The 19,858-nt window shown below is 56.4% G+C and carries 19 protein-coding genes and 1 pseudogene; 10 read left to right on the top strand and 10 right to left on the bottom strand.

From position 1 onward, the window contains the following. From GHO41_RS23830 to GHO41_RS23795, 8 genes and pseudogenes are all read left to right on the top strand, one after another. Positions 1-131 (top strand): annotated as a pseudogene (locus GHO41_RS23830) (LysE family transporter); the annotation flags it as partial. Between the two features lie 214 nt (positions 132-345). Further along, positions 346-942: a superoxide dismutase gene (locus tag GHO41_RS23825; protein WP_048369650.1), complete on the top strand. Its 597-nt coding sequence runs from the start codon at positions 346-348 to the stop codon at positions 940-942. Positions 943-1,186: 244 nt separating this feature from the next. Further along, positions 1,187-3,238, top strand: a complete 2,052-nt coding sequence (locus GHO41_RS23820; protein ID WP_153434804.1) for a bifunctional diguanylate cyclase/phosphodiesterase — start codon at positions 1,187-1,189, stop codon at positions 3,236-3,238. A gap of 174 nt (positions 3,239-3,412) precedes the next feature. Next, complete coding sequence (locus tag GHO41_RS23815; protein WP_153391883.1) at positions 3,413-4,759, top strand: imelysin family protein; 1,347 nt, start codon at positions 3,413-3,415, stop codon at positions 4,757-4,759. A gap of 521 nt (positions 4,760-5,280) precedes the next feature. Then, a complete protein-coding gene (locus tag GHO41_RS23810; protein ID WP_153330871.1) occupies positions 5,281-5,778 on the top strand; it encodes a hypothetical protein in 498 nt (165 codons plus the stop codon). A 528-nt stretch (positions 5,779-6,306) separates the two neighbouring features. Further along, on the top strand, positions 6,307-7,728 hold the full coding sequence (locus GHO41_RS23805) for a di-heme oxidoredictase family protein (protein WP_153330872.1): 1,422 nt from the start codon (positions 6,307-6,309) through the stop codon (positions 7,726-7,728). A gap of 26 nt (positions 7,729-7,754) precedes the next feature. Then, complete coding sequence (locus GHO41_RS23800) at positions 7,755-8,819, top strand: imelysin family protein (RefSeq protein WP_153391887.1); 1,065 nt, start codon at positions 7,755-7,757, stop codon at positions 8,817-8,819. A 14-nt stretch (positions 8,820-8,833) separates the two neighbouring features. Beyond that, complete coding sequence (locus GHO41_RS23795; protein WP_153434803.1) at positions 8,834-9,931, top strand: DUF1513 domain-containing protein; 1,098 nt, start codon at positions 8,834-8,836, stop codon at positions 9,929-9,931. A 92-nt stretch (positions 9,932-10,023) separates the two neighbouring features. On the opposite strand, the gene GHO41_RS23790 is transcribed toward GHO41_RS23795, so the two are convergent. The 9 genes from GHO41_RS23790 to GHO41_RS23750 all read right to left on the bottom strand — a co-directional run bounded on the left by GHO41_RS23790 (position 10,024) and on the right by GHO41_RS23750 (position 17,613). Then, a complete protein-coding gene (locus tag GHO41_RS23790) occupies positions 10,024-10,242 on the bottom strand; it encodes a hypothetical protein (protein WP_153434802.1) in 219 nt (72 codons plus the stop codon). Next, positions 10,242-10,958, bottom strand: coding sequence for a lipopolysaccharide kinase InaA family protein (locus GHO41_RS23785; protein ID WP_153434801.1), 717 nt, complete (start codon positions 10,956-10,958; stop codon positions 10,242-10,244). Before GHO41_RS23785 ends, GHO41_RS23790 begins: the two co-directional genes overlap by 1 nt. 3 nt (positions 10,959-10,961) lie before the next feature. Beyond that, positions 10,962-11,642, bottom strand: coding sequence for a class I SAM-dependent methyltransferase (locus GHO41_RS23780; protein WP_048369635.1), 681 nt, complete (start codon positions 11,640-11,642; stop codon positions 10,962-10,964). Positions 11,643-11,843: 201 nt separating this feature from the next. Beyond that, the gene (locus GHO41_RS23775; protein ID WP_153373513.1) at positions 11,844-13,124 is read right to left on the bottom strand and encodes a HAMP domain-containing sensor histidine kinase; all 1,281 of its coding nucleotides are present in this window, start codon (positions 13,122-13,124) and stop codon (positions 11,844-11,846) included. Then, positions 13,114-13,797 carry a two-component system response regulator ColR gene (gene colR, locus GHO41_RS23770; protein WP_048369631.1) on the bottom strand — a complete coding sequence of 228 codons (684 nt, stop codon included), beginning with the start codon at positions 13,795-13,797 and terminating at the stop codon, positions 13,114-13,116. Before colR ends, GHO41_RS23775 begins: the two co-directional genes overlap by 11 nt. Before the next feature lie 310 nt (positions 13,798-14,107). After that, entirely contained in the window at positions 14,108-15,751 is a 1,644-nt protein-coding gene (gene groL, locus GHO41_RS23765; protein ID WP_048369629.1) for a chaperonin GroEL, read from the bottom strand. 49 nt (positions 15,752-15,800) lie between these two features. Beyond that, the gene (locus tag GHO41_RS23760) at positions 15,801-16,094 is read right to left on the bottom strand and encodes a co-chaperone GroES (RefSeq protein WP_153434800.1); all 294 of its coding nucleotides are present in this window, start codon (positions 16,092-16,094) and stop codon (positions 15,801-15,803) included. Between the two features lie 248 nt (positions 16,095-16,342). Continuing rightward, entirely contained in the window at positions 16,343-16,816 is a 474-nt protein-coding gene (locus GHO41_RS23755; RefSeq protein WP_048369627.1) for an FxsA family protein, read from the bottom strand. Between the two features lie 71 nt (positions 16,817-16,887). After that, positions 16,888-17,613: a HugZ family protein gene (locus GHO41_RS23750; RefSeq protein ID WP_153434799.1), complete on the bottom strand. Its 726-nt coding sequence runs from the start codon at positions 17,611-17,613 to the stop codon at positions 16,888-16,890. A 51-nt stretch (positions 17,614-17,664) separates the two neighbouring features. Here GHO41_RS23750 and GHO41_RS23745 point away from each other — a divergent pair, with 51 nt between their 5' ends. After that, a complete protein-coding gene (locus GHO41_RS23745; protein ID WP_048369623.1) occupies positions 17,665-18,423 on the top strand; it encodes an SDR family oxidoreductase in 759 nt (252 codons plus the stop codon). Positions 18,424-18,520: 97 nt separating this feature from the next. On the opposite strand, the gene GHO41_RS23740 is transcribed toward GHO41_RS23745, so the two are convergent. Next, a complete protein-coding gene (locus GHO41_RS23740; protein ID WP_048369621.1) occupies positions 18,521-19,534 on the bottom strand; it encodes a DUF481 domain-containing protein in 1,014 nt (337 codons plus the stop codon). Positions 19,535-19,687: 153 nt separating this feature from the next. Between GHO41_RS23740 and GHO41_RS23735 the strand changes: the two genes are divergently transcribed. Next, positions 19,688-19,858, top strand: a 171-nt coding sequence (locus GHO41_RS23735) for an MGMT family protein (protein WP_178126563.1), incomplete at its 3' end; no start/stop codon positions are given.

Genomic DNA, 19,858 nt, shown 5'->3' with positions numbered 1-19,858 from the left:
TCTTCACCCTGGCCCTGGGCGCCGCATGGCTCGCACCATGGCTGGCCCGCCCCGGCACCTGGCGGCTGCTGGACCTGCTGGTGGCGGCGATGATGTACGCCGTGGCGGTGCAGTTGATTGTTGCCGGGTAACCCACGGGTTAAACGGGGGGCCTGAAAAAACATCGAGTTTTTCAATCAATCTCGTTGAAACGTCTATTCCACACAGTTGTCGCGTGGTTATGCGCCAACCCCGGTGCTATGATCCAGCGCTTGCGCCGCAAAGAGTACAAACTCCCCGGCGCGTGTTTGGCCGCCCGTGATCGGCCTTGCGCTCATCGCAACTGACCTGATTAGGAGAATCAACATGGCTTTCGAATTGCCGCCGCTGCCGTACGCACATGATGCCTTGCAGCCGCACATCTCCAAGGAAACCCTGGAGTATCACCACGACAAGCACCACAACACCTATGTCGTGAACCTGAACAACCTGGTGCCAGGCACCGAGTTCGAAGGCAAAACCCTGGAAGAGATCGTTAAAACCTCTTCGGGCGGTATCTTCAACAACGCCGCTCAAGTGTGGAACCACACGTTCTACTGGAACTGCCTGTCGCCAAACGGCGGCGGCGAGCCTACCGGCGCGCTGGCTGATGCCATCAACGCTGCGTTCGGTTCGTTCGAGAAGTTCAAAGAAGAATTCAGCAAAACCTCCATCGGCACTTTCGGCTCCGGCTGGGGCTGGCTGGTGAAGAAGGCTGACGGTTCCCTGGCCCTGGCCAGCACCATCGGCGCCGGCAACCCGCTGACCAGCGGCGACACCCCGCTGCTGACCTGCGACGTTTGGGAACACGCTTACTACATCGACTACCGCAACGTACGTCCGAAGTATGTTGAGGCGTTCTGGAACATCGTTAACTGGAAGTTCGTTGCAGAGCAGTTCGAAGGCAAAACCTTCACTGCCTGAAACTGACTGAACGTTAAAAAAACCCGGCATTGCCGGGTTTTTTTTGGCCTCAGCAAAAGTGCGTGGCCATCGCGCTTCAGACTACTATCAACGGCATGTTTTTTTTATTCGACGGCTCAAGTTCAGCACACCATGAACCGACACATTGGCCAGTCCTCAAACCACTGGATAATGCCCTCGAAAAATGAACGATTACCTGCGCCCATGACCACACCATTATCGGCAAGACACAAGGAATAACCCTTTGAAGCTGGAATTCAAGAACAGCTTGTCGATCAAATTACTCCGGATCGTATTGCTCTCAGCATTGGTTGTGGGAGGAGTACTGGGCTGCGCGCAAATTGTCTTCGATGCCTACCTCACCCGCCAGGCGGTCGACGATGACGCCAAGCAGATCCTCAATATGTTTCGCGACCCGTCCACCCAAGCGCTGTACAGCCTGGACCGGGAAATGGCGATGCAGGTCATTGAGGGGCTGTTTAAGGACGACGCACTGCACAAGGCGTCTATCGGGCACCCGAATGAAACCGTGCTCGCGGAAAAAACCCGGCCCTTGCAGCAAACCTCAAGCCGCTGGCTGACCGACTTTATCCTGGGCCAGGAACGCTCGTTCAACACGCCGCTGGTGGGCAGTGGCCCCGACAGAGAATATTACGGCGACCTGAGCATTACTCTCGACACGGCCACTTACGGCCAGGGCTTTTTGACCAACGCCGGTGTGCTGTTGCTGTCGGGCGTGTTGCGCGCGCTGCTGATGAGCCTGGTGCTGTACCTGATTTATCACTGGCTGCTGACCAAACCCTTGTCAAAAATGATCCAGCACCTGACCAGCATCAACCCTGACCACCCCAGCGAACATTTGATCCCGCAGCTCAAGGGGCATGAATCCAACGAACTCGGCGTGTGGGTCAACACCGCCAATCAGTTGCTGGCCTCCATAGAGCGCAATGCGCATTTACGCCTCGAAGCCGAAAGCTCCTTGCTGCGCATGGCCCAATACGACTTTTTGACCGGGCTGCCAAACCGTCAGCAACTACAGACCCAATTGAGCAAGATCCTGATTGATTCAGGCCGCTCTCAGCGCCGCGTGGCCGTGCTGTGTGTGGGGCTGGATGATTTCAAAGGCATCAACGAACAATTTGGTTATCAGACGGGCGATCAATTGCTGCAAGCCCTCACCGATCGTTTGCGGGCGCACAGCGGTAGCCTGGGTGCACTGGCGCGTCTGGGCGGCGACCAGTTTGCGCTGGTCCAGGCCCACATCGAGCAGCCTTATGAGGCCGCCGAACTGGCGCAGGGGATTTTGGATGACCTGGAGACGACGTTCAGCGTCGATCAGCAAAATATCCGCTTGCGCGCCACCATCGGCATCACGTTGTACCCGGAAGATGGCGACACCTCCGAGCAATTGCTGCAAAAAGCCGAACAAACCATGACCCTGGCCAAAAGCCGCTCGCGCAACCGCTATCAGTTTTATATCGCCAGCGTGGACCGCGAAATGCGCCGCCGCCGCGAGCTGGAAAAAGACCTGCGCGACGCCCTGCTGCGCAACCAGTTGTACCTGGTCTACCAACCGCAGATTCGCTACAGCGATCACCGGGTGGTCGGCGTCGAAGCCTTGTTGCGCTGGCAGCACCCCGAGCACGGGATGATCCCGCCAGACCTGTTTATCCCTTTGGCAGAAGCCAACGCCAGCATTATCGACATTGGCGAGTGGGCACTGGATCAAGCCTGCTGCCAACTGCGCGACTGGCACGATCAGGGGTTCACCGACTTGCGCATGGCGGTCAATCTGTCGACCGTGCAGTTGCACCACGCCGAGTTGCCTCGGGTGGTCAATAACCTGTTGCAGATGTATCGCCTGCCGCCCGGCAGCCTGGAGCTGGAAGTGACCGAGACCAGCCTGATGGAAGACATCAGCACCGCCGCCCAGCACTTGCTGAGCTTACGTCGCTCGGGCGCGCTGATTGCCATTGATGACTTCGGCACCGGGTACTCATCGCTGAGCTACCTGAAAAGCCTGCCGCTGGACAAAATCAAGATCGACAAGAGCTTTGTTCAGGACCTGATTGACGATGACGACGACGCCACCATCGTGCGTGCCATCATCCAGCTGGGTAAAAGTCTGGGCATGCAGGTGATTGCCGAGGGCGTCGAAACCCTCGAACAGGAAACCTATGTGATCAGTGAAGGCTGCCACGAAGGCCAGGGGTATTTGTACAGCAAGCCCTTGGGGGCGCGGGAATTGGGCGCTTATCTGAAGCAGGCGCAGCGTAACAATGCACTTAATATGTAATTTTATGTTTCAAGATTTTGACCAAGGCCACGGCAGCCGAGGCTTGGTGCAGAAGTAAATAGGAAATATTTACAGGCGTAACCCTTTACACAAAATGCATATCTTTCGCATCATGTCGCACGTTTTGCGTGCCGTCGCATGCTTGTCCCACCTCTCGAAGCAGGATGTTCGCCCATGATTCGTATGCCCCTGGCTACCGCCAGTCTGCTGGCCATTGCTATTTCACTCGCCGGTTGCGGCGACAAAGACAAAGAAAAAACAGCCACAGCACCTACGCCAGCCGCAGCGACCACTCCTGCTACGCCAGCCACTGATGCTTCCGGCGCACAAGTTAACGACGCCGCAGCCAAAGCCGTTGTCGCGCATTACGCCGACATGGTGCATGCCGTGTACAGCGACTCGGAGTCCACCGCCAAAACCCTGCAAACCGCCATCGACGCGTTTTTGGCCAAGCCCAATGCCGACACCCTGAAGGCCGCACGTGAGGCCTGGATTGCAGCGCGCGTCCCTTACCTGCAAAGCGAAGTGTTCCGCTTCGGCAACACCATCATTGATGACTGGGAAGGCCAAGTGAACGCCTGGCCGCTGGACGAAGGCCTGATCGACTACGTTGATGCCAACTACAGCGGCGCACTGGGCAACCCAGGGGCGAACGCCAACATCATCGCCAACACCCAGATCCAGGTGGGCGAAGACAAGATCGACGTGACTGAAATCACCCCGGAAACCCTGGCCAGCCTCAATGAGCTGGGCGGTTCCGAAGCCAACGTCGCCACCGGTTACCACGCCATTGAATTCCTGTTGTGGGGCCAGGACCTGAACGGCACCGGCCCAGGCGCGGGCGACCGCCCTGCTTCGGACTACCTCGAAGGCGAAGGCGCAACCGGCGGCCATAACGATCGTCGTCGTGCCTACCTGAAGGCCGTGACCCAGTTGCTGGTCAACGACCTGACTGAAATGGTCGGCAACTGGGCGCCAAACGTGCCTGACAACTACCGCGCCTCGCTCGAAGCAGAGCCTGCACAAAACGGCCTGCGCAAAATGCTGTTTGGCATGGGCAGCCTGTCGTTGGGCGAACTGGCCGGTGAGCGCATGAAAGTGTCGCTGGAAGCCAACTCCCCTGAAGACGAGCAAGACTGCTTCAGCGACAACACCCACAACTCGCACTTCTACGACGCCAAAGGCATTCGTAACGTGTACCTGGGTGAGTACGTACGTGCTGACGGCAGCAAAATGACCGGCCCAAGCCTGTCGTCGCTGGTCGTCGTCGTTGACCCGGCCACAGACGCCACCCTGAAGTCCGACCTGGCCGACACCGAAGCCAAGATCCAGGTCATGGTAGACCTCGCCAACAAGGGCGAGCACTACGACCAGTTGATCGCAGCGGGCAACGAGGCGGGCAACCAGGTGGTACGTGATGCCATCGCGGCCCTGGTCAAACAGACCGCCGCTATCGAACAAGCCGCAGGCAAGCTGGGCATCAGTGACCTGAACCCGGACAACGCTGACCACGAGTTCTGATGGGCGATGTGTGAGTGAGTGACGCAAAAGGCGACCTTCGGGTCGCCTTTTTTGTGGACAGTTCAAACTGTAGGAGCGAGCTTGCCTCGCGATCTTTTGATGCTTGGTCTGTTGGTGTACATATCTATTTCCTGCAAAACAGCGCTTTACGGGTTTCGTTTTTACAGCGAGGCACTTTTGTCAAGCAACCGAGTGGGTACTCAAAAATGCCTTGCCCCAGCGTACCGCCGCTCCCGAACGGGACCGTAGATCAAGATCAAAAACCAGATCAAAAGATCGCGAGCAAGCTCGCTCCTACAGCGGAGCGTAGTGAATAAACTGAGGGATAAGAGCAGGAAAGAGTTCATCGCCTCATAAACTATGTGTATTTAATAAAAACTGTAAATATTTTTTAAAACTAGACACAGATCCTATGCTGCTCGCCAAAAACATCAAATATCTTCAGAATATAAATATGTATCTCCACCACTCCACTCACACTGATTAAATAAGGGCTCAACAATTCATCAACCGAGATAAACATGGCTATTAATTACACACCTTTCCAAACGAGTGGATCCCCTTTACTGCCACCCAATCAAATCATGTCACCTGGACAGCATCTTACATCTGAAAACGGACGATTTCGATTAGTGCTAAAAACTGATGGAAACCTAGTAATCAAAGAGAACGAAACGATAATATGGACTGCAGATAGCAATCAGGCTTACAGCAAGACTTTACAGCGCAAAAAAATGCGCGAACCTCTTCACTTCGTAATCAGCAACAGCGGCTTTCTGTATGACCCATCTAGAAAACGTTTGTGGATTGCTGAAAGTACTCACAGCATTGACAAATCGCTTTGGTTTAACGCGTGCATGGTAATTCAAAATGATGGAAATCTGGTTATTTATGATCAGCGCTCGGGAAATCTATGTTGGGCTCGGTTTGGTTTCGCTCCAGGTCGTATGGCAAAAAGAACATTCAGTGTGGTCAATATTTTACCGGGCGGAGTACCATTCACTATTTGGGAGTTCTAAATCACCATAGAATAATCATATCCCACCCTTTATGAGTCGATCAGTTTTTAAGGACTGCAGGTGGATCTAGGCAATAAGAACCATACGGATCTGTCTGACATTTATAAGCCAACTCGGGACTATGCTTCTCAGGAACAAACCACTTATTTGAGCAACCAGTAAGAGCCATCAACATATACACAGCAAATAACAGCTTCATAATCAACTCCATTTTTGGAAAAGTATAATTTACAAAAAAAAAAATTAAAAATCACTTACATCTGATTATTTTGTGGGAAACACCCATTATTTTTCTGGGCCTTGTAGGATCTCACTCAATGGTAAGACTGATGCCAATCAGCATAGTTGATTGGCATTTCCATTCATGAACGAGCGGTGCTATGCACCCACTCCCCCAACCCGCATAAACAGCTAATTTTTACGAATTCAGCTACCAGAATCGCCATCAAACGCTAATTCCTCTTATTTCAATTCACCTTCCCTGATAAACTTTCGCCCCTCGATTTTGCTCACTGGTCTGGACGTTTGATGCCTTCGTTGCCTCTGCGCCTGTCTTTGCTGCTGGCCTTGGGGCTGGCTGGCTGTGATGAGGCGCCGCGCTTTACTCAACCCGAGCCCGGCGAAGCCCGCTCTGGAGGGGACACGACGGTGTTTAAAACCGATCGCAATGCCTTTTCGATGCCGTCTGCGAATCTGTCGCCCACTCAACGGCTGGATTTCAGCGTCGGCAACAGTTTTTTCCGCAGCCCTTGGGTGATTGCACCTTCCACCACCACGGCGCGTGACGGGTTAGGCCCGCTGTTTAATACCAATGCCTGCCAAAACTGCCATATCCGCGACGGCCGTGGGCATCCGCCAGCGCCTGATGCCAAGAATGCGGTGTCGATGCTGGTGCGTCTGTCGATCCCCAATGAGCCCACTTACGCCAAGCTGATCGAGCAAACCGGGATCGTTCCCGAGCCGGTGTACGGTGGCCAGTTGCAAGACATGGCGGTGCCCGGTGTCGCCCCGGAAGGCAAGGTGCGGGTGGACTATGAAGCCGTGCCTGTACGCTTCAAGGACGGCACCGAAGTCCAGTTGCGCAAGCCCTTGCTGCAGATCACTCAGTTAGGCTACGGGCCCATGCATCCCGACACGCGCTTCTCGGCGCGCATTGCCCCGCCGATGATTGGCTTGGGGCTGCTTGAAGCTATCCCCGAAGAGGCGATCCTGGCCAATGCCGCGGCCAACAAAAATGACGCGGGCATCAACGGGCGGCCTAACCGGGTATGGGATGACGCTCAGCAAAAGACGGTTTTAGGCCGTTTTGGCTGGAAAGCAGGCCAACCGAACCTCAATCAACAAAATGTTCACGCCTTTTCTGGTGATATGGGGCTCACCACCAGCCTGAGACCGTTTGATGATTGCACCTCCGCGCAAACCGACTGCCTGGCAGCGCCCAACGGCAATGGCCCGGATGGCGAACCCGAGGTCAGTGACAACATTCTGCGTCTCGTCGAGTTTTACACCCGCAACCTCGCCGTGCCTGCGCGCCGTGATGTCGATTCGCCGCAGGTGCTGGCCGGTAAAAACCTGTTCTATCAGGCCGGCTGCGTCTCATGCCATACGCCAAAATTCACCACCTCGGCCAACGCCGCCGAACCTGAGCTGGCCAATCAGGTCATTTACCCGTACAGCGACCTGCTGCTGCACAACATGGGCCCGGGCCTTGCCGACAACCGCACCGAGTTCGCCGCCTCGGGCAGCGATTGGCGCACACCGCCACTGTGGGGCATTGGTTTGACCCAGACCGTGAGCGGGCACACTCAGTTTTTGCACGATGGTCGTGCGCGCAACCTGCTTGAAGCCGTGCTGTGGCACGGCGGTGAGGCCGAACCGGCCAAGCAGCAGGTGTTGCAATTTAATGCCGAGCAGCGCGCTGCGTTGCTGGCGTTCCTGAATTCTCTTTAACGCCTTATAAGATCGGGGACCCCGACATGTTCAGACCCAAACTTTTATTCACCAGCCTGGCCGCTATCGCTTTGGCAGCCTGCTCGCCGCAAGATCAGCAAGCCGTCACCTCGGCAGCTATCGCCAAGCAGGTGATTCTGCCGACCTACAGCCGCTGGGTAGAGGCCGACCGCCAACTGGCGATCAGCGCACTGGCTTACTGCGAAGGTAAAGAGACGCTTGAGACTGCTCGCGCCGACTTCCTGCACGCACAAAAAGCCTGGGCCGAACTGCAACCGTTGCTGATTGGCCCACTGGCTGAAGGCAATCGCTCGTGGCAAGTGCAGTTCTGGCCAGACAAAAAGAACCTGGTCGGCCGTCAGGTTGAGCAACTGGTGGTGGCTCAACCACAGATCGATGCCGCCGCGCTGGCCAAGTCCAGCGTTGTCGTGCAAGGCCTGTCGGCCTATGAGTACATTTTGTTCGACAGCAATATCGACCTGGCTGACAGCGCGCAGAAAACCCGTTACTGCCCGCTGCTGACCGCCATTGGCGAGCGTCAGAAGCAACTGGCCGAAGAGATCCTGGCAAGCTGGAATAGCACTGACGGCATGTTGGCGCAAATGACCAAGTTCCCGAACCAGCGCTACGCCGATTCTCACGAGGCCATCGCCGATCTGCTGCGTGTGCAGGTAACGGCACTCGATACCCTGAAAAAGAAGCTCGGCACACCGATGGGTCGTCAGAGCAAAGGCATACCGCAACCGTTGCAAGCCGACGCATGGCGCAGCCAGGCGTCCCTGCAAAGCCTTGCGGCCAGCCTCGCTGCGGCGCAAACCGTGTGGGCCGGCGTCGACAACAAAGGCTTGCGCGGCCTGTTGCCTGCTGATCAAAAGCCGTTGGCTGACAAGATCGACGCCGCTTACGCGACATCCCTCAAGTTGTTCAACGACAATCAGCGCTCCCTCAATGAGCTGCTGGCTGATGAAGCTGGCCGCGAGCAACTGAATGCCATCTACGACAGCCTCAACGTCGTGCACCGTCTGCACGAAGGCGAACTGGCCAAGGCGCTGGGCATTCAACTGGGCTTTAACGCCAACGACGGCGATTGATGAAGGATGGTTCGATGATGCGCAGGCAAGCTCTCAAGCTCGGCGGTTTACTGCTGAGTGCCATTACCCTGGGTGGCTGGTCGCTGTCCAAACAAGGCCGCAGCCCGCTGCTCTTGAGTGCCCGTGACGATGTCGACGGCAATCACTTTGCCGTGGGCTATCGCCTGGATGGCACCCAGGTGTTCAGCAATCGGGTCAACCAGCGCTGCCATGACATCATCAACCACCCGACGTTGCCGATTGCCTTGTTTGTCGCTCGCCGCCCCGGGACTGAGAGTTACCTGATCAGCCTCAAGGACGGGCAATTGCTGCAAACCATCACCTCGCTGCCCAATCGCCATTTTTATGGTCACGCGGTGATCCATAAAGACGGCGAGTGGTTGTACACCACCGAGAATGACACCAGCGATCCGGGGCGCGGTCTGTTGGGGGTTTACCGTTTTGAAGGCGAGCGCCTGGTGCACAGCGGCGAAATCCCGACCCACGGCGTCGGTCCGCACCAAGTGTCGTGGATGCCTGATGGTGAAACCCTGGTGGTGGCCAACGGTGGCATTCGTACCGAAGCTGAAAGCCGGGTTGAGATGAACCTCAATGCGATGGAGCCCAGCCTGGTGCTGATGCAGCGTGACGGTACGTTGCTGAGCAAAGAAACCCTGAGCCAGCAGATGAACAGCGTGCGCCATCTGGGCATTGCCACAGACGGCACCGTCGTCGCGTGTCAGCAGTTTATGGGCGACGCCCACGAATTGTCCGAGTTGCTGGCCATCAAGCGCCCCGGCCAGCCTTTTCAGCCGTTCCCGGTGGCGGAGCCGCAATTGCGTGCCATGGGCCATTACACGGCCAGTGTGGCGGTACACAGCGAGTTGCGTCTGGTGGCGTTGACAGCGCCGCGGGGTAACCGGTTTTTTGTCTGGGATCTGGACAGCGGCGCGTTGCGCCTGGATGCACCCCTGCCGGACTGTGCGGGCGTCGGTGCCGTACAAGACGGGTTTGTGGTGACGTCAGGGCAAGGCCGCTGCCGCTTTTACGATTGCCGTAAAAGCGAGCTGATGGCCAAGCCTTTGGAGCTGCCGTCGGGGCTTTGGGATAATCATTTGCATGTGATGTCGTAGGGGGCGTCTGTACGACTAACACTGGGTGTACTCAAGAAAACGGGGGGCTTCGCCCCCCTTCGCAGCCTTCGGCAGCGACTACGGCTTGTTTATTACGGCCTCATTCCCTGCTTCATTCCATACATAAACAGCAACAGGTCGTGATCGGGCTTGGCGTCTATCGCGACTTTGGCCACGCGCGGGATCGGGCATTGCGCGTCGAATTGCGCACTGCTCAATACCTGCATCACGGGCGGCTGCCACGCCGCCACTGCCGCCGTGGCAATGGCCAGAGAGCCCAACAACAAACCTCGTGCTATTTCTCGCTTCATCACCGTAACCCTTTGATGGCGCTGCCAAACACCTTTTCATAAAAGTAGTTCAGTTTGTTCCAGTCGTCGGTGTTCCACGACGAATGGCGGCGCAGCTGTTTGAGGTCGTGCGCGGCCGCCTTGCGGGCCGTCAGCCGTTGTCGGCTCTTTTCAAGGTCCAGCAGCGCCACATCGACTTGAGCACTTTCACCCTTGCCGGTCACCCGGACAAACACATGCTTGGCATACAGGCAGCCATGCTGCCAGCGGCCCAGATGCATGCGTGCCAAGGTCGTGGCAATGGTTTCAAGCACCCGGTCATGTACCGCTTCACCGTGAATGTCGCGTTCACCGGCAGCGTACCAGTTGTCTATTTCAATAAAATTTTCCAGCGCTGCGGTAACCAACAATGCACGCCACTGTTTATCTGCACCTTGTTGCGCCCCGCAATACACCAGTTCTGGCACGCCCACCGCTAAACGGTTAAACGCCAGCAGCGCGTCACGCTCACGCAATACCGTCGGGCGACCCAACGGGTAACGCCAACTGCGATAGGTGTGTCCGACCTGACGTTTGACATAGAGCAAGCGGCCATTGGCCTCGTGAATCCGCTGTACACCACTTTCACCGCCACGACGCTGATTCGGTTCTTCTACCCACTCGCCTTGCTGCTGCCAGTAGAACTCAAAGCGGTTTTCAGTCGCGGTGTGGGATGGCGATACGGAATCAACGGTCATGCATTACCTCTTGCGCAGTATGTAAACCCGCCACATGGCGTAGAGCGGGATAAAGTCCAAATGTTGTTGAACGCTAAAGCCAGCCTTTTCAAACTCGGCTTCAACAGTAGCAGCCGGTAACACAAAGCGGTTTTGGTAACCGTCGGCCCCAGCATCCTCAACCCGTAGACGCTCAAGACGCTTACGTCTCCAGGCCTTAACGTTGCCATCGACCCACAGCGAAACAATCACGCTGTCTCGGCTAACCCGGTGAAACTCCTTTAACAGAGCCATCCGGTGGGTTGCATCGCCTATGTGATGCAGCAGGCGCATGCAAAAAATGCTGTCGACTGCGTTGTCCGGCAGGTCGATATCAAATGCAGATGTCTGCAAGTGCCGTACCCTTTTAACCACATCAGCGGGCTGGGCTATCGATGCCACTTCGAGCATGGACGCCGAATTGTCTGCGCCGATGATCATGCGGTTGTGTTTTTCAGCCAGCAGCGGCCAAAACCGCCCCGCCCCGCAAGGCAGGTCTAACACCACGCCCGGATCTCCAGCCAATGCCAAAGCTTTGCGCGCCAGTTGCACATCGCGTTTATGCGAAAGGCGTCGTGCGAAGCCATCTTGATGTTTAAGCAAGTACTCGATGGCGTGTTGCAGGTCATATTTTTCAGCAAATTCAAGTTTGATCGCGGTGCTCATGGTGGCTCTCCTGAAGCAATTACAGGCCACCTTAACCAGGAGAACGTGCGCATCAGGTCATCATGAGGTGAAAAAAATGTACGAGCGAGTCCATAAACGCTGTAGGGTTTTACAGACACAAGATACTGGCTCGGGGCCACTCTACGGACTAATGAGCCGTAGGAGAAGTGACCTGCAGGCCGCAGGTCACGAATGGATAGCTCAGATGTCGGTGGGATTGAGCTCTACGTGGAAGCGGCAACCGTTGGGCTCCATGGTCGTCAGCGTCACTCGCCAGCCCTGGCTGTCGCAGATCCGCTGGACCAAGGACAGGCCCAACCCAAGCCCTTCACCGCGTTTTTCGCCGCCCCGCACAAAGGGCTGAAACATGGCCTGACGCTTCTCTTCGGGGATGCCCACACCACTGTCCTCGACCACAAACCCGGTGGGCTCAAGGCTCAAGCGAATGAACCCGATGTCGGTGTAGTGCAAAGCATTACGCAACAGGTTGCCCATGACCGCATGCAAAAACGTCGCGTTGTAGCGGGTATCGAGCGGGTTGCCGGGGTCATAGATCAGTGTCAGCCCTTTCGCTTCGATAGGCCCCCGCCACAAGCTGATCAAACCCTCGGCCACGGTCGTCAGGGTGACCGTCGGCGACATGGTGGAGTCTTCATGCTGTGCACGGGCGAGCATGAGGAAGGTTTGCACCAGCTCACGCATTTCTTCACAGGCGCGGGAAATTCGCTCCACTTGTGAGCGACTGCGCTGATCCAGCGATGGGCTTTCGAGCAACAGTTCGCAGGAACTTGCCAACACCATCAGCGGCGTACGTAATTCGTGACTCACGTCGCTGGTAAACAGCCGCTCGCGGGTCAAGGTGTCACGCAGGCGGCCCAGGGTGGCGTCAAAGGCCACGGCCAGCTCACCCACCTCATCGGCGGCATAATCGGGCGCCAACGGCGGGGCCAGGCCCAACAGCTGTTCTCGATGGCGTACCTGACGCGCCAGACGTACCACTGGCGCCATCACCCTGCGCGCCAGGACCCAACCGAGGAAAACCGCCAGCGCCAGCGCCAGCACAAACCCGACCAGCACCACGGCGAACAGCACGCGCTCGCGCTCTTCAAAATCACTTTGGTCTTGCAGCAACACGTAGCGCCGCCCGTCGACCACCTCGACCATCGCGTGATACGACAGTTGGTCACGGAACACCTCATGAAAGCCCGGTTCCAGGTGGCGCAAGTCTTTGGGCAAGGCAAAATCACCGCGCCCGCCGCTGTAATAAAACAGCTGATCGGGCTCTGGACGGTGGTTCCAGTCGCTGACGTTATCCATCAACAGCAAACGCTGAAGATCACCGCCCAAGCCTGCTGAAATCAGTTTTTCTTCGACCAGGTGCACCGTGGCGACAATGCCCATGGCGAACGTCCCGGCCACCAGCGCACTCATCAGCGCAAAGGCGATGATGATTCGTTGGGCAAGGCTTTGTTTAAACTCCATCACGGCTCTCGGCGAGGCGATACCCCACGCCATGCACCGTTTGCAGCAAGGGTTTGTCGAACGGTTTGTCGATCACCTGACGCAGCTGGTGAACGTGGCTGCGCAGGCTGTCGCTGTCCGGGCAGTCATCGCCCCACAGGGCTTCTTCCAGCACTTCACGGCGCAGCACATGCGGGCTTTTTTGCATCAACACGGCCAGCAGTTTCAAGCCGACCGGGTTGAGCTTGAGCATGCGCCCTTCACGGGTGACTTCCAGGGTGTCGAGGTCGTAGCGCAAGTCTGCGACCTGCAACTCGCGACGGCCGCCGCCTTGCGCACGGCGCAGTACGGCCTCGATGCGCGCTGCCAGCTCGGACAAAGCAAAAGGTTTAAGCAGATAGTCATCAGCACCGGACTTGAAGCCTTGCAGGCGATCATCCAACTGGTCACGGGCCGTGAGCATGATGACCGGCGTGTCGCGACGGGCGTCTTCGCGCAGGCGCTTGCACAGTGTGTAGCCATCAATGCCCGGCAGCATGATGTCGAGCACGATCAAGTCATAGTGTTCAGTCGCGGCCAGATGCAACCCGGACAAGCCGTCCTGCGCGCAGTCAACGGTATACCCCTTAAGCCCCAGGTAGTCCGCCAGATTGGCGAGGATATCGCGATTGTCTTCAACCAATAAAATTCGCATGGGCACTTTTCTCCGTACGCAGTAACGGCCATCTCGGCCACGGCAGCTTAAGGCCAAGAGCCGCGCAGAGCCAGCGTTGTAGGGCGTTAACACGATTTAGTTAACGCCCGCGCGATGTTGACGAGTCTTTCACTCGACGCTCACACACTACCGACAACAGCGACTGCATACTCGTGCGCCCACAGGTGTTTTGTGGGTGGTAGATCAAGAGATCGCGGCCTGCGGCAGCTCCTACGGGATGCTCATCAGGCACAAAAAAGCCCCGCCTGATCACTCAGGCGGGGCTTTTGCGTATCGGGGTAAGGCTGGCTTACATCATGCCGCCCATACCACCCATGCCGCCCATGTCTGGCATACCGCCGCCAGCTGGTTTGTCTTCCTGGATCTCAGCGATCATCGCCTCAGTGGTGATCATCAGGCTGGCAATCGACGAAGCCGCTTGCAGAGCCGAACGAGTCACTTTAGCCGGGTCAAGAATACCCATTTCGATCATGTCGCCGTATTCGCCAGTGGCAGCGTTGTAACCGAAGTTACCCGAACCCTGCTTCACTTTGTCGACTACAACGCTTGGCTCGTCGCCGGAGTTGGAAACGATCTGGCGCAGAGGTGCTTCAACAGCACGACGCAGCAGCGCGATACCAACGTTCTGATCGGCGTTGTCGCCTTTCAGGTCAGAGATTGCCTGCAGAGCGCGAACCAGTGCCACGCCACCGCCAGGTACCACGCCTTCTTCAACGGCTGCACGGGTAGCGTGCAGGGCGTCTTCAACGCGGGCTTTCTTCTCTTTCATTTCAACTTCGGAACCAGCGCCAACCTTGATCACTGCTACGCCGCCCGACAGCTTGGCCAGACGCTCTTGCAGTTTTTCACGGTCGTAGTCCGAGGTGGTGTCAGCCACTTGAGCACGGATCTGAGTCACACGTGCCTGGATGTCCGCTTCAACGCCAGCACCGTCGATGATGGTGGTGTTTTCTTTGGACAGGATTACGCGCTTGGCGTTACCCAGGTGCTCCAGAGTGGTGCTTTCCAGGCTCAGGCCGATCTCTTCGGAGATAACGGTACCGCCAGTCAGAACAGCGATGTCCTGCAGCATTGCTTTACGACGGTCGCCGAAGCCAGGTGCTTTAACAGCAGCGACTTTAACGATACCGCGCATGTTGTTCACAACCAGAGTCGCCAGGGCTTCGCCTTCAACGTCTTCAGCCACGATCAGTAGTGGACGGCCGGCTTTGGCAACGGCTTCCAGTACTGGCAGCATTTCGCGGATGTTGGAGATCTTTTTGTCAACCAACAGGATCAGCGGGCCGTCCAGCTCAGCCACCATGGTGTCTGGCTTGTTAACGAAGTAAGGGGACAGGTAGCCACGGTCAAACTGCATGCCTTCAACCACAGACAGTTCGTTTTCCAGGCCCGAGCCTTCTTCAACGGTGATCACGCCTTCTTTGCCGACTTTAGCCATGGCTTCAGCAATGATGTCGCCGATGGAGCTGTCGGAGTTGGCAGAGATGGTACCTACCTGAGCGATTGCCTTGCTGTCAGCGCATGGCTTGGACAGTTCACGCAGCTCTTTGACAATGGCGATGGTCGCCTTGTCGATACCGCGTTTCAGGTCCATCGGGTTCATGCCGGCAGCGACGGCTTTCAGGCCTTCGTTGACAATCGACTGAGCCAGAACGGTTGCAGTGGTAGTACCGTCACCAGCGTCATCGTTCGCACGGGAGGCAACGTCTTTAACCAGCTGCGCGCCCATGTTTTCGAAGCGGTCTTTCAGTTCGATTTCTTTGGCAACCGAAACACCGTCTTTGGTGATGGTCGGAGCGCCGAAGCTCTTCTCGATGATCACGTTGCGGCCTTTAGGGCCCAATGTTGCTTTTACTGCGTCAGCCAGGACGTTGACACCGGCGAGCATTTTTTTACGGGCGGAATCGCCGAATTTAACTTCTTTAGCAGCCATGTTCGTTCTTCCTTAAATACTTTGTAGTAACGGGAAAAGGAGCGGGAAATCAGCCTTCGATAACAGCGAGAATCTCGTTCTCAGCCATTACCAGCAGGTATTCGCCGTCGACTTTCACAGTGTTGCTGCCGGAGTAAGGGCCGAACACAACCTTGTCACCCACTTTCACGGCCAGCGCACGCACTTCACCGTTGTCCAGAACGCGGCCAGTACCCACAGCAATGACTTCACCGCTGTTGGCTTTCTCGGCAGCTGAACCCGGCAGAACGATACCGCCAGCGGTTTTCTTTTCTTCTTCGCTGCGACGGATTACGACGCGGTCATGCAGAGGACGAAGCTTCATTGTCGATCTCTCCTAATTGTGGTGTTCATCGGCCGGTGTCAATACCGGCTGGGTTTGCAAGTCCGGAAATGCCGGGTGTTAATCGCTGAAGGGTGCCTGCTGTTGCCAGCAAAACCCTGCGGTGCCAGTTACATAAGGGCGCATCCAGTGATTACAAGAGCGCCCTGACGAATTTTTTTTACCTTTCGCACCGCGCAAAAACAAACACGGCACTCTTGAGTGCCGTGCTTAAGCCTTTACAGGGAAACTTACTTGTCGCGGTGTTCAAACTCGCCTTCGATCACATTGGGTTCACGACCCACGGGTTGATGCGTGCCGGGACGATGCGCCGCTTCAAATTCCTCGGCAAAGGCACGCTGGCGCATCGCTTGCTCTTCTGCACGTTTGCGCAAGCGATTGACCAGAAAATGACGAACCGGCGGGAGCAACAACAGCAGACCGGCGATGTCGCTGATAAAACCCGGCAGTACCAGCAAGCCGCCACCCAACGCCACCATCAGGCCTTGAAGCATTTGTTGAGCCGGCAGCTCACCACGATTGAGGCTTTCACGCGCACTCAAGGCGGTGGCCAAACCCGCAACGCGTACTACCAGAACCCCGAACAAGGAGCCTGCGATGATCAGCAGCAACGCCGGGAAAAACCCGATAGCGGTGCTGACCTTAAAAAAGACGTACAGCTCTAGCACTGGAAACAACAGAAAGAGCAATAAAAAAGCGCGCATCAAATGATTCCTCTCCGGAAGAATATCTTCCAACACAGCTTAGATGACGGCGCGCCTTTGTGAATTCAAGGTTATGCCGTTTCTTTTTTTGGCCATTCGCTTGCGCGAGCCAGTAAAACCAGCGCTTCGCGCACTTGTGTCGAAGTGTTACAAGCCTCTGGAAAGCCCAGCCAGTACACACTTTGACCAATGCGCAGATGCATGCCTTCGCTGTCCAGGCCGATCATTTTTGCAGGCTCTGTCTTTGGCAGCCCGGCCAACTCAACGTAATGAGCGATGGCGTTAGCGTGATCGTCGTTCATGTGCTCGACCATGCGCACTTCGACTTGGCCGGCAAATGGGTTGGCCAAAGTGAGCTGATCGACCCAGTGAATCGCACCAAAACCACCGATATAACGATGGCGAACCGGGTTGAGCACCCAAAAGTCGAAATCATGGGCGGTGTGATAGCTCTGCGATTCAGGGAAATAGCGGTAGTAACGCTCAGCCGCGGCGTCAATGGCCGCGGGGTCTGTAATTTGCTCGGCTTCGGCCAGGTAGGTCAGACGTCCTACCGCCTGCACGTCTTCGGCGCCACGCTCACCCACCATCAGTGAGCACTTGGGGTCTTTGCGCAGGTTGTGGGTGTGCTGAGCGATCCGGCTGATCAGGATCAATGGTCGCCCTTGCTCATCCAGGCAATAAGGCACCATAGACCCGAAGGGGAACCCTGGCATTGCCTTGGAGAGCGTGGCCAACGCTCCGCGGTATTCCTTGAGCAATAATTCTCGGGCATGCTTGGCTACTTCAACGCTCAACTTATGACTCCTTAATAAAAATCCGTCGAAACGGTCGAGATCAGGGCACTCATGCAACTAAAAGACAAAGTAATCATTATCACTGGCGGCTGCCAAGGGCTAGGTCGCGCCATGGCCGAGTACCTGGCTGCCAAGGGCGCCAAGCTGGCTTTGGTGGACCTGAACCCGGAAAAGCTCGAGCTCGCGGTTGCGGCCTGTCAGGCCCACGGGGTTCAAGCGCGGGCTTATTTGTGCAACGTCGCCGATGAAGAGCAGGTTACACAAACCGTGGGGCAAATTGCTGAAGACTTTGGCGCGATCAATGGTCTGGTGAACAACGCCGGGATCTTGCGTGATGGCCTGCTGTTAAAGGTCAAAGACGGCGTCGTCAGCAAAATGAGCCTGGCGCAGTGGCAAGCCGTTATCGACGTCAACCTGACCGGGGTTTTCCTGTGCACCCGTGAAGTGGCGGCGAAGATGGTCGAACTCAACAGCCAGGGTGCGATTATCAATATTTCTTCCATCTCACGCGCTGGCAACGTTGGCCAAACCAACTATTCGGCCGCCAAGGCAGGTGTGGCAGCCGCGACAGTGACCTGGGCCAAAGAGCTGGCGCGTTACGGTATCCGTGTGGCGGGCATTGCTCCCGGGTTTATCGAAACTGAAATGACCTTGGGTATGAAGCCCGAAGCCCTGGAAAAAATGACCGCGGGCATCCCGTTGAAACGTATGGGCAAGGTCGAAGAAATCGCCCATTCAGCGGCGTATATCTTTGAAAACGACTATTACAGCGGCCGAATCCTGGAGCTGGATGGCGGTTTAAGGATTTAACTCCCCGCCCAGCTGGAGCCGCCGGAAGTTGCGATCTTTTGACGTTCAAGATCAAAAGATCGCGAGGCGAGCTCGCTCCTGCACAAGGGTCGTGGTGTTACCACATCACGCCAAAACCTGCGGTGTAGCGGGTTTTGTTGAGTGCGTTGTCTTTGCCGCTGCTACTGCCGATCAGGTCTTTTTCAGCCTTGAGGTTGAGCGATGCCCATTCGGTGACTTTGTAGCGCAAGCCAATTTCGGCATCGAGGCTGTAGTCTGAATCCCCGCCCAGCGGCTTGCCCAGTTCACCGTTGGTAAAGATCGATACCGTTTTACCTACCAGGTAACGGTTGTAATCCCACTTCATGGCCAGCGAGTAGAAGTTGCTTTTACCGCCATCCGAGTATTCATAGTCGGTACGGTTCAGCAGTGAGCCCAAGGAAAACGCGCCCAGCTCGTCATCCCAGAACTGATAACCAGGACCAGTACCTACGGTGCGCTGACGGGAAATGTCTTCGATTCTGTCGCGGGTGTAGTTCAAGCGGCCCTGCCAGTACCAGTGCTCATCAATAAAGTGGTCAAGCGCGTATTCGGCATTCCAGTTGTTCGTAGTGACCACATCGTTCTGGGCCTCACGGTTGTAGGACGCTTCGGCGTTGTGACGCCAGGCGCCGTGACGCGCCGAGGTTTTGAGGTCAATGTCGTAGTCATCGGTGTCTTTGTCGGCGCGTTTGTAGTCCAGCGCGACGTCGACATTACCCTTCCAAACAAAGTCTTCGATCAGCGGTTTGGGTTTGACGATTTGCTGAATGCTCGCCAGCTCAACAGTTTTAGGCGCCTCGCCATTGGCCAGAATGACCTTGCCGTCTTCGGCAGCCTTGAGAGACTTGGCCTTTTCGCCCACGTAGGCATCTTGTTTGACCAACAGCTCCTGATCGCTTTCCAGGGTTTTGACTTGCTTCCAGTCAATCGGAATTGCACCCGCATAGTCGGTCTGAATCAGCAACTTGCCCCCATCAAACACTTTTATCTTGCCGGACAGACGGTCGCCGTTCTTTAACCAGACCGTATCGGCGAGCAAAGGCGTGGACACATTCAAGACAGCAAGGCATAACAAGGTTCTGGACAACATAAGCAGATGCGAGACTCGGATTTACGAAAGAATGACGGCATTATCCAGAAGGACACACCCCAGGCAAAGAAAGACCCGGTGTTTTTCGTGTAGTTCCTTTGCTATAGCGCGCGACGGAAACGTCTTATTTATAACTCCACGGTTTTCACCCCCATGAACTCACCCGACAGTGCATCGCCATCGCCTGCCGAGCTTCGACGAACGGCCCTGTACTCGACCTTGATGCAAGTGCCCGATGGCAAAGTCGTCACCTACGGTCAGCTCGCCGAGCTGGCAGGCCTGGGGCGGGCCGCCCGCTGGGTCGGCCGCACGCTGAGCCAGCTC

Origin of the sequence: Pseudomonas sp. FSL R10-0399 (genome assembly GCF_009600165.1) — a bacterium.
Classification (GTDB): domain Bacteria; phylum Pseudomonadota; class Gammaproteobacteria; order Pseudomonadales; family Pseudomonadaceae; genus Aquipseudomonas; species Aquipseudomonas helleri.
Note: the sequence above shows the minus strand (reverse complement) of the source record. Positions and strands in the feature narration are given on the sequence as shown.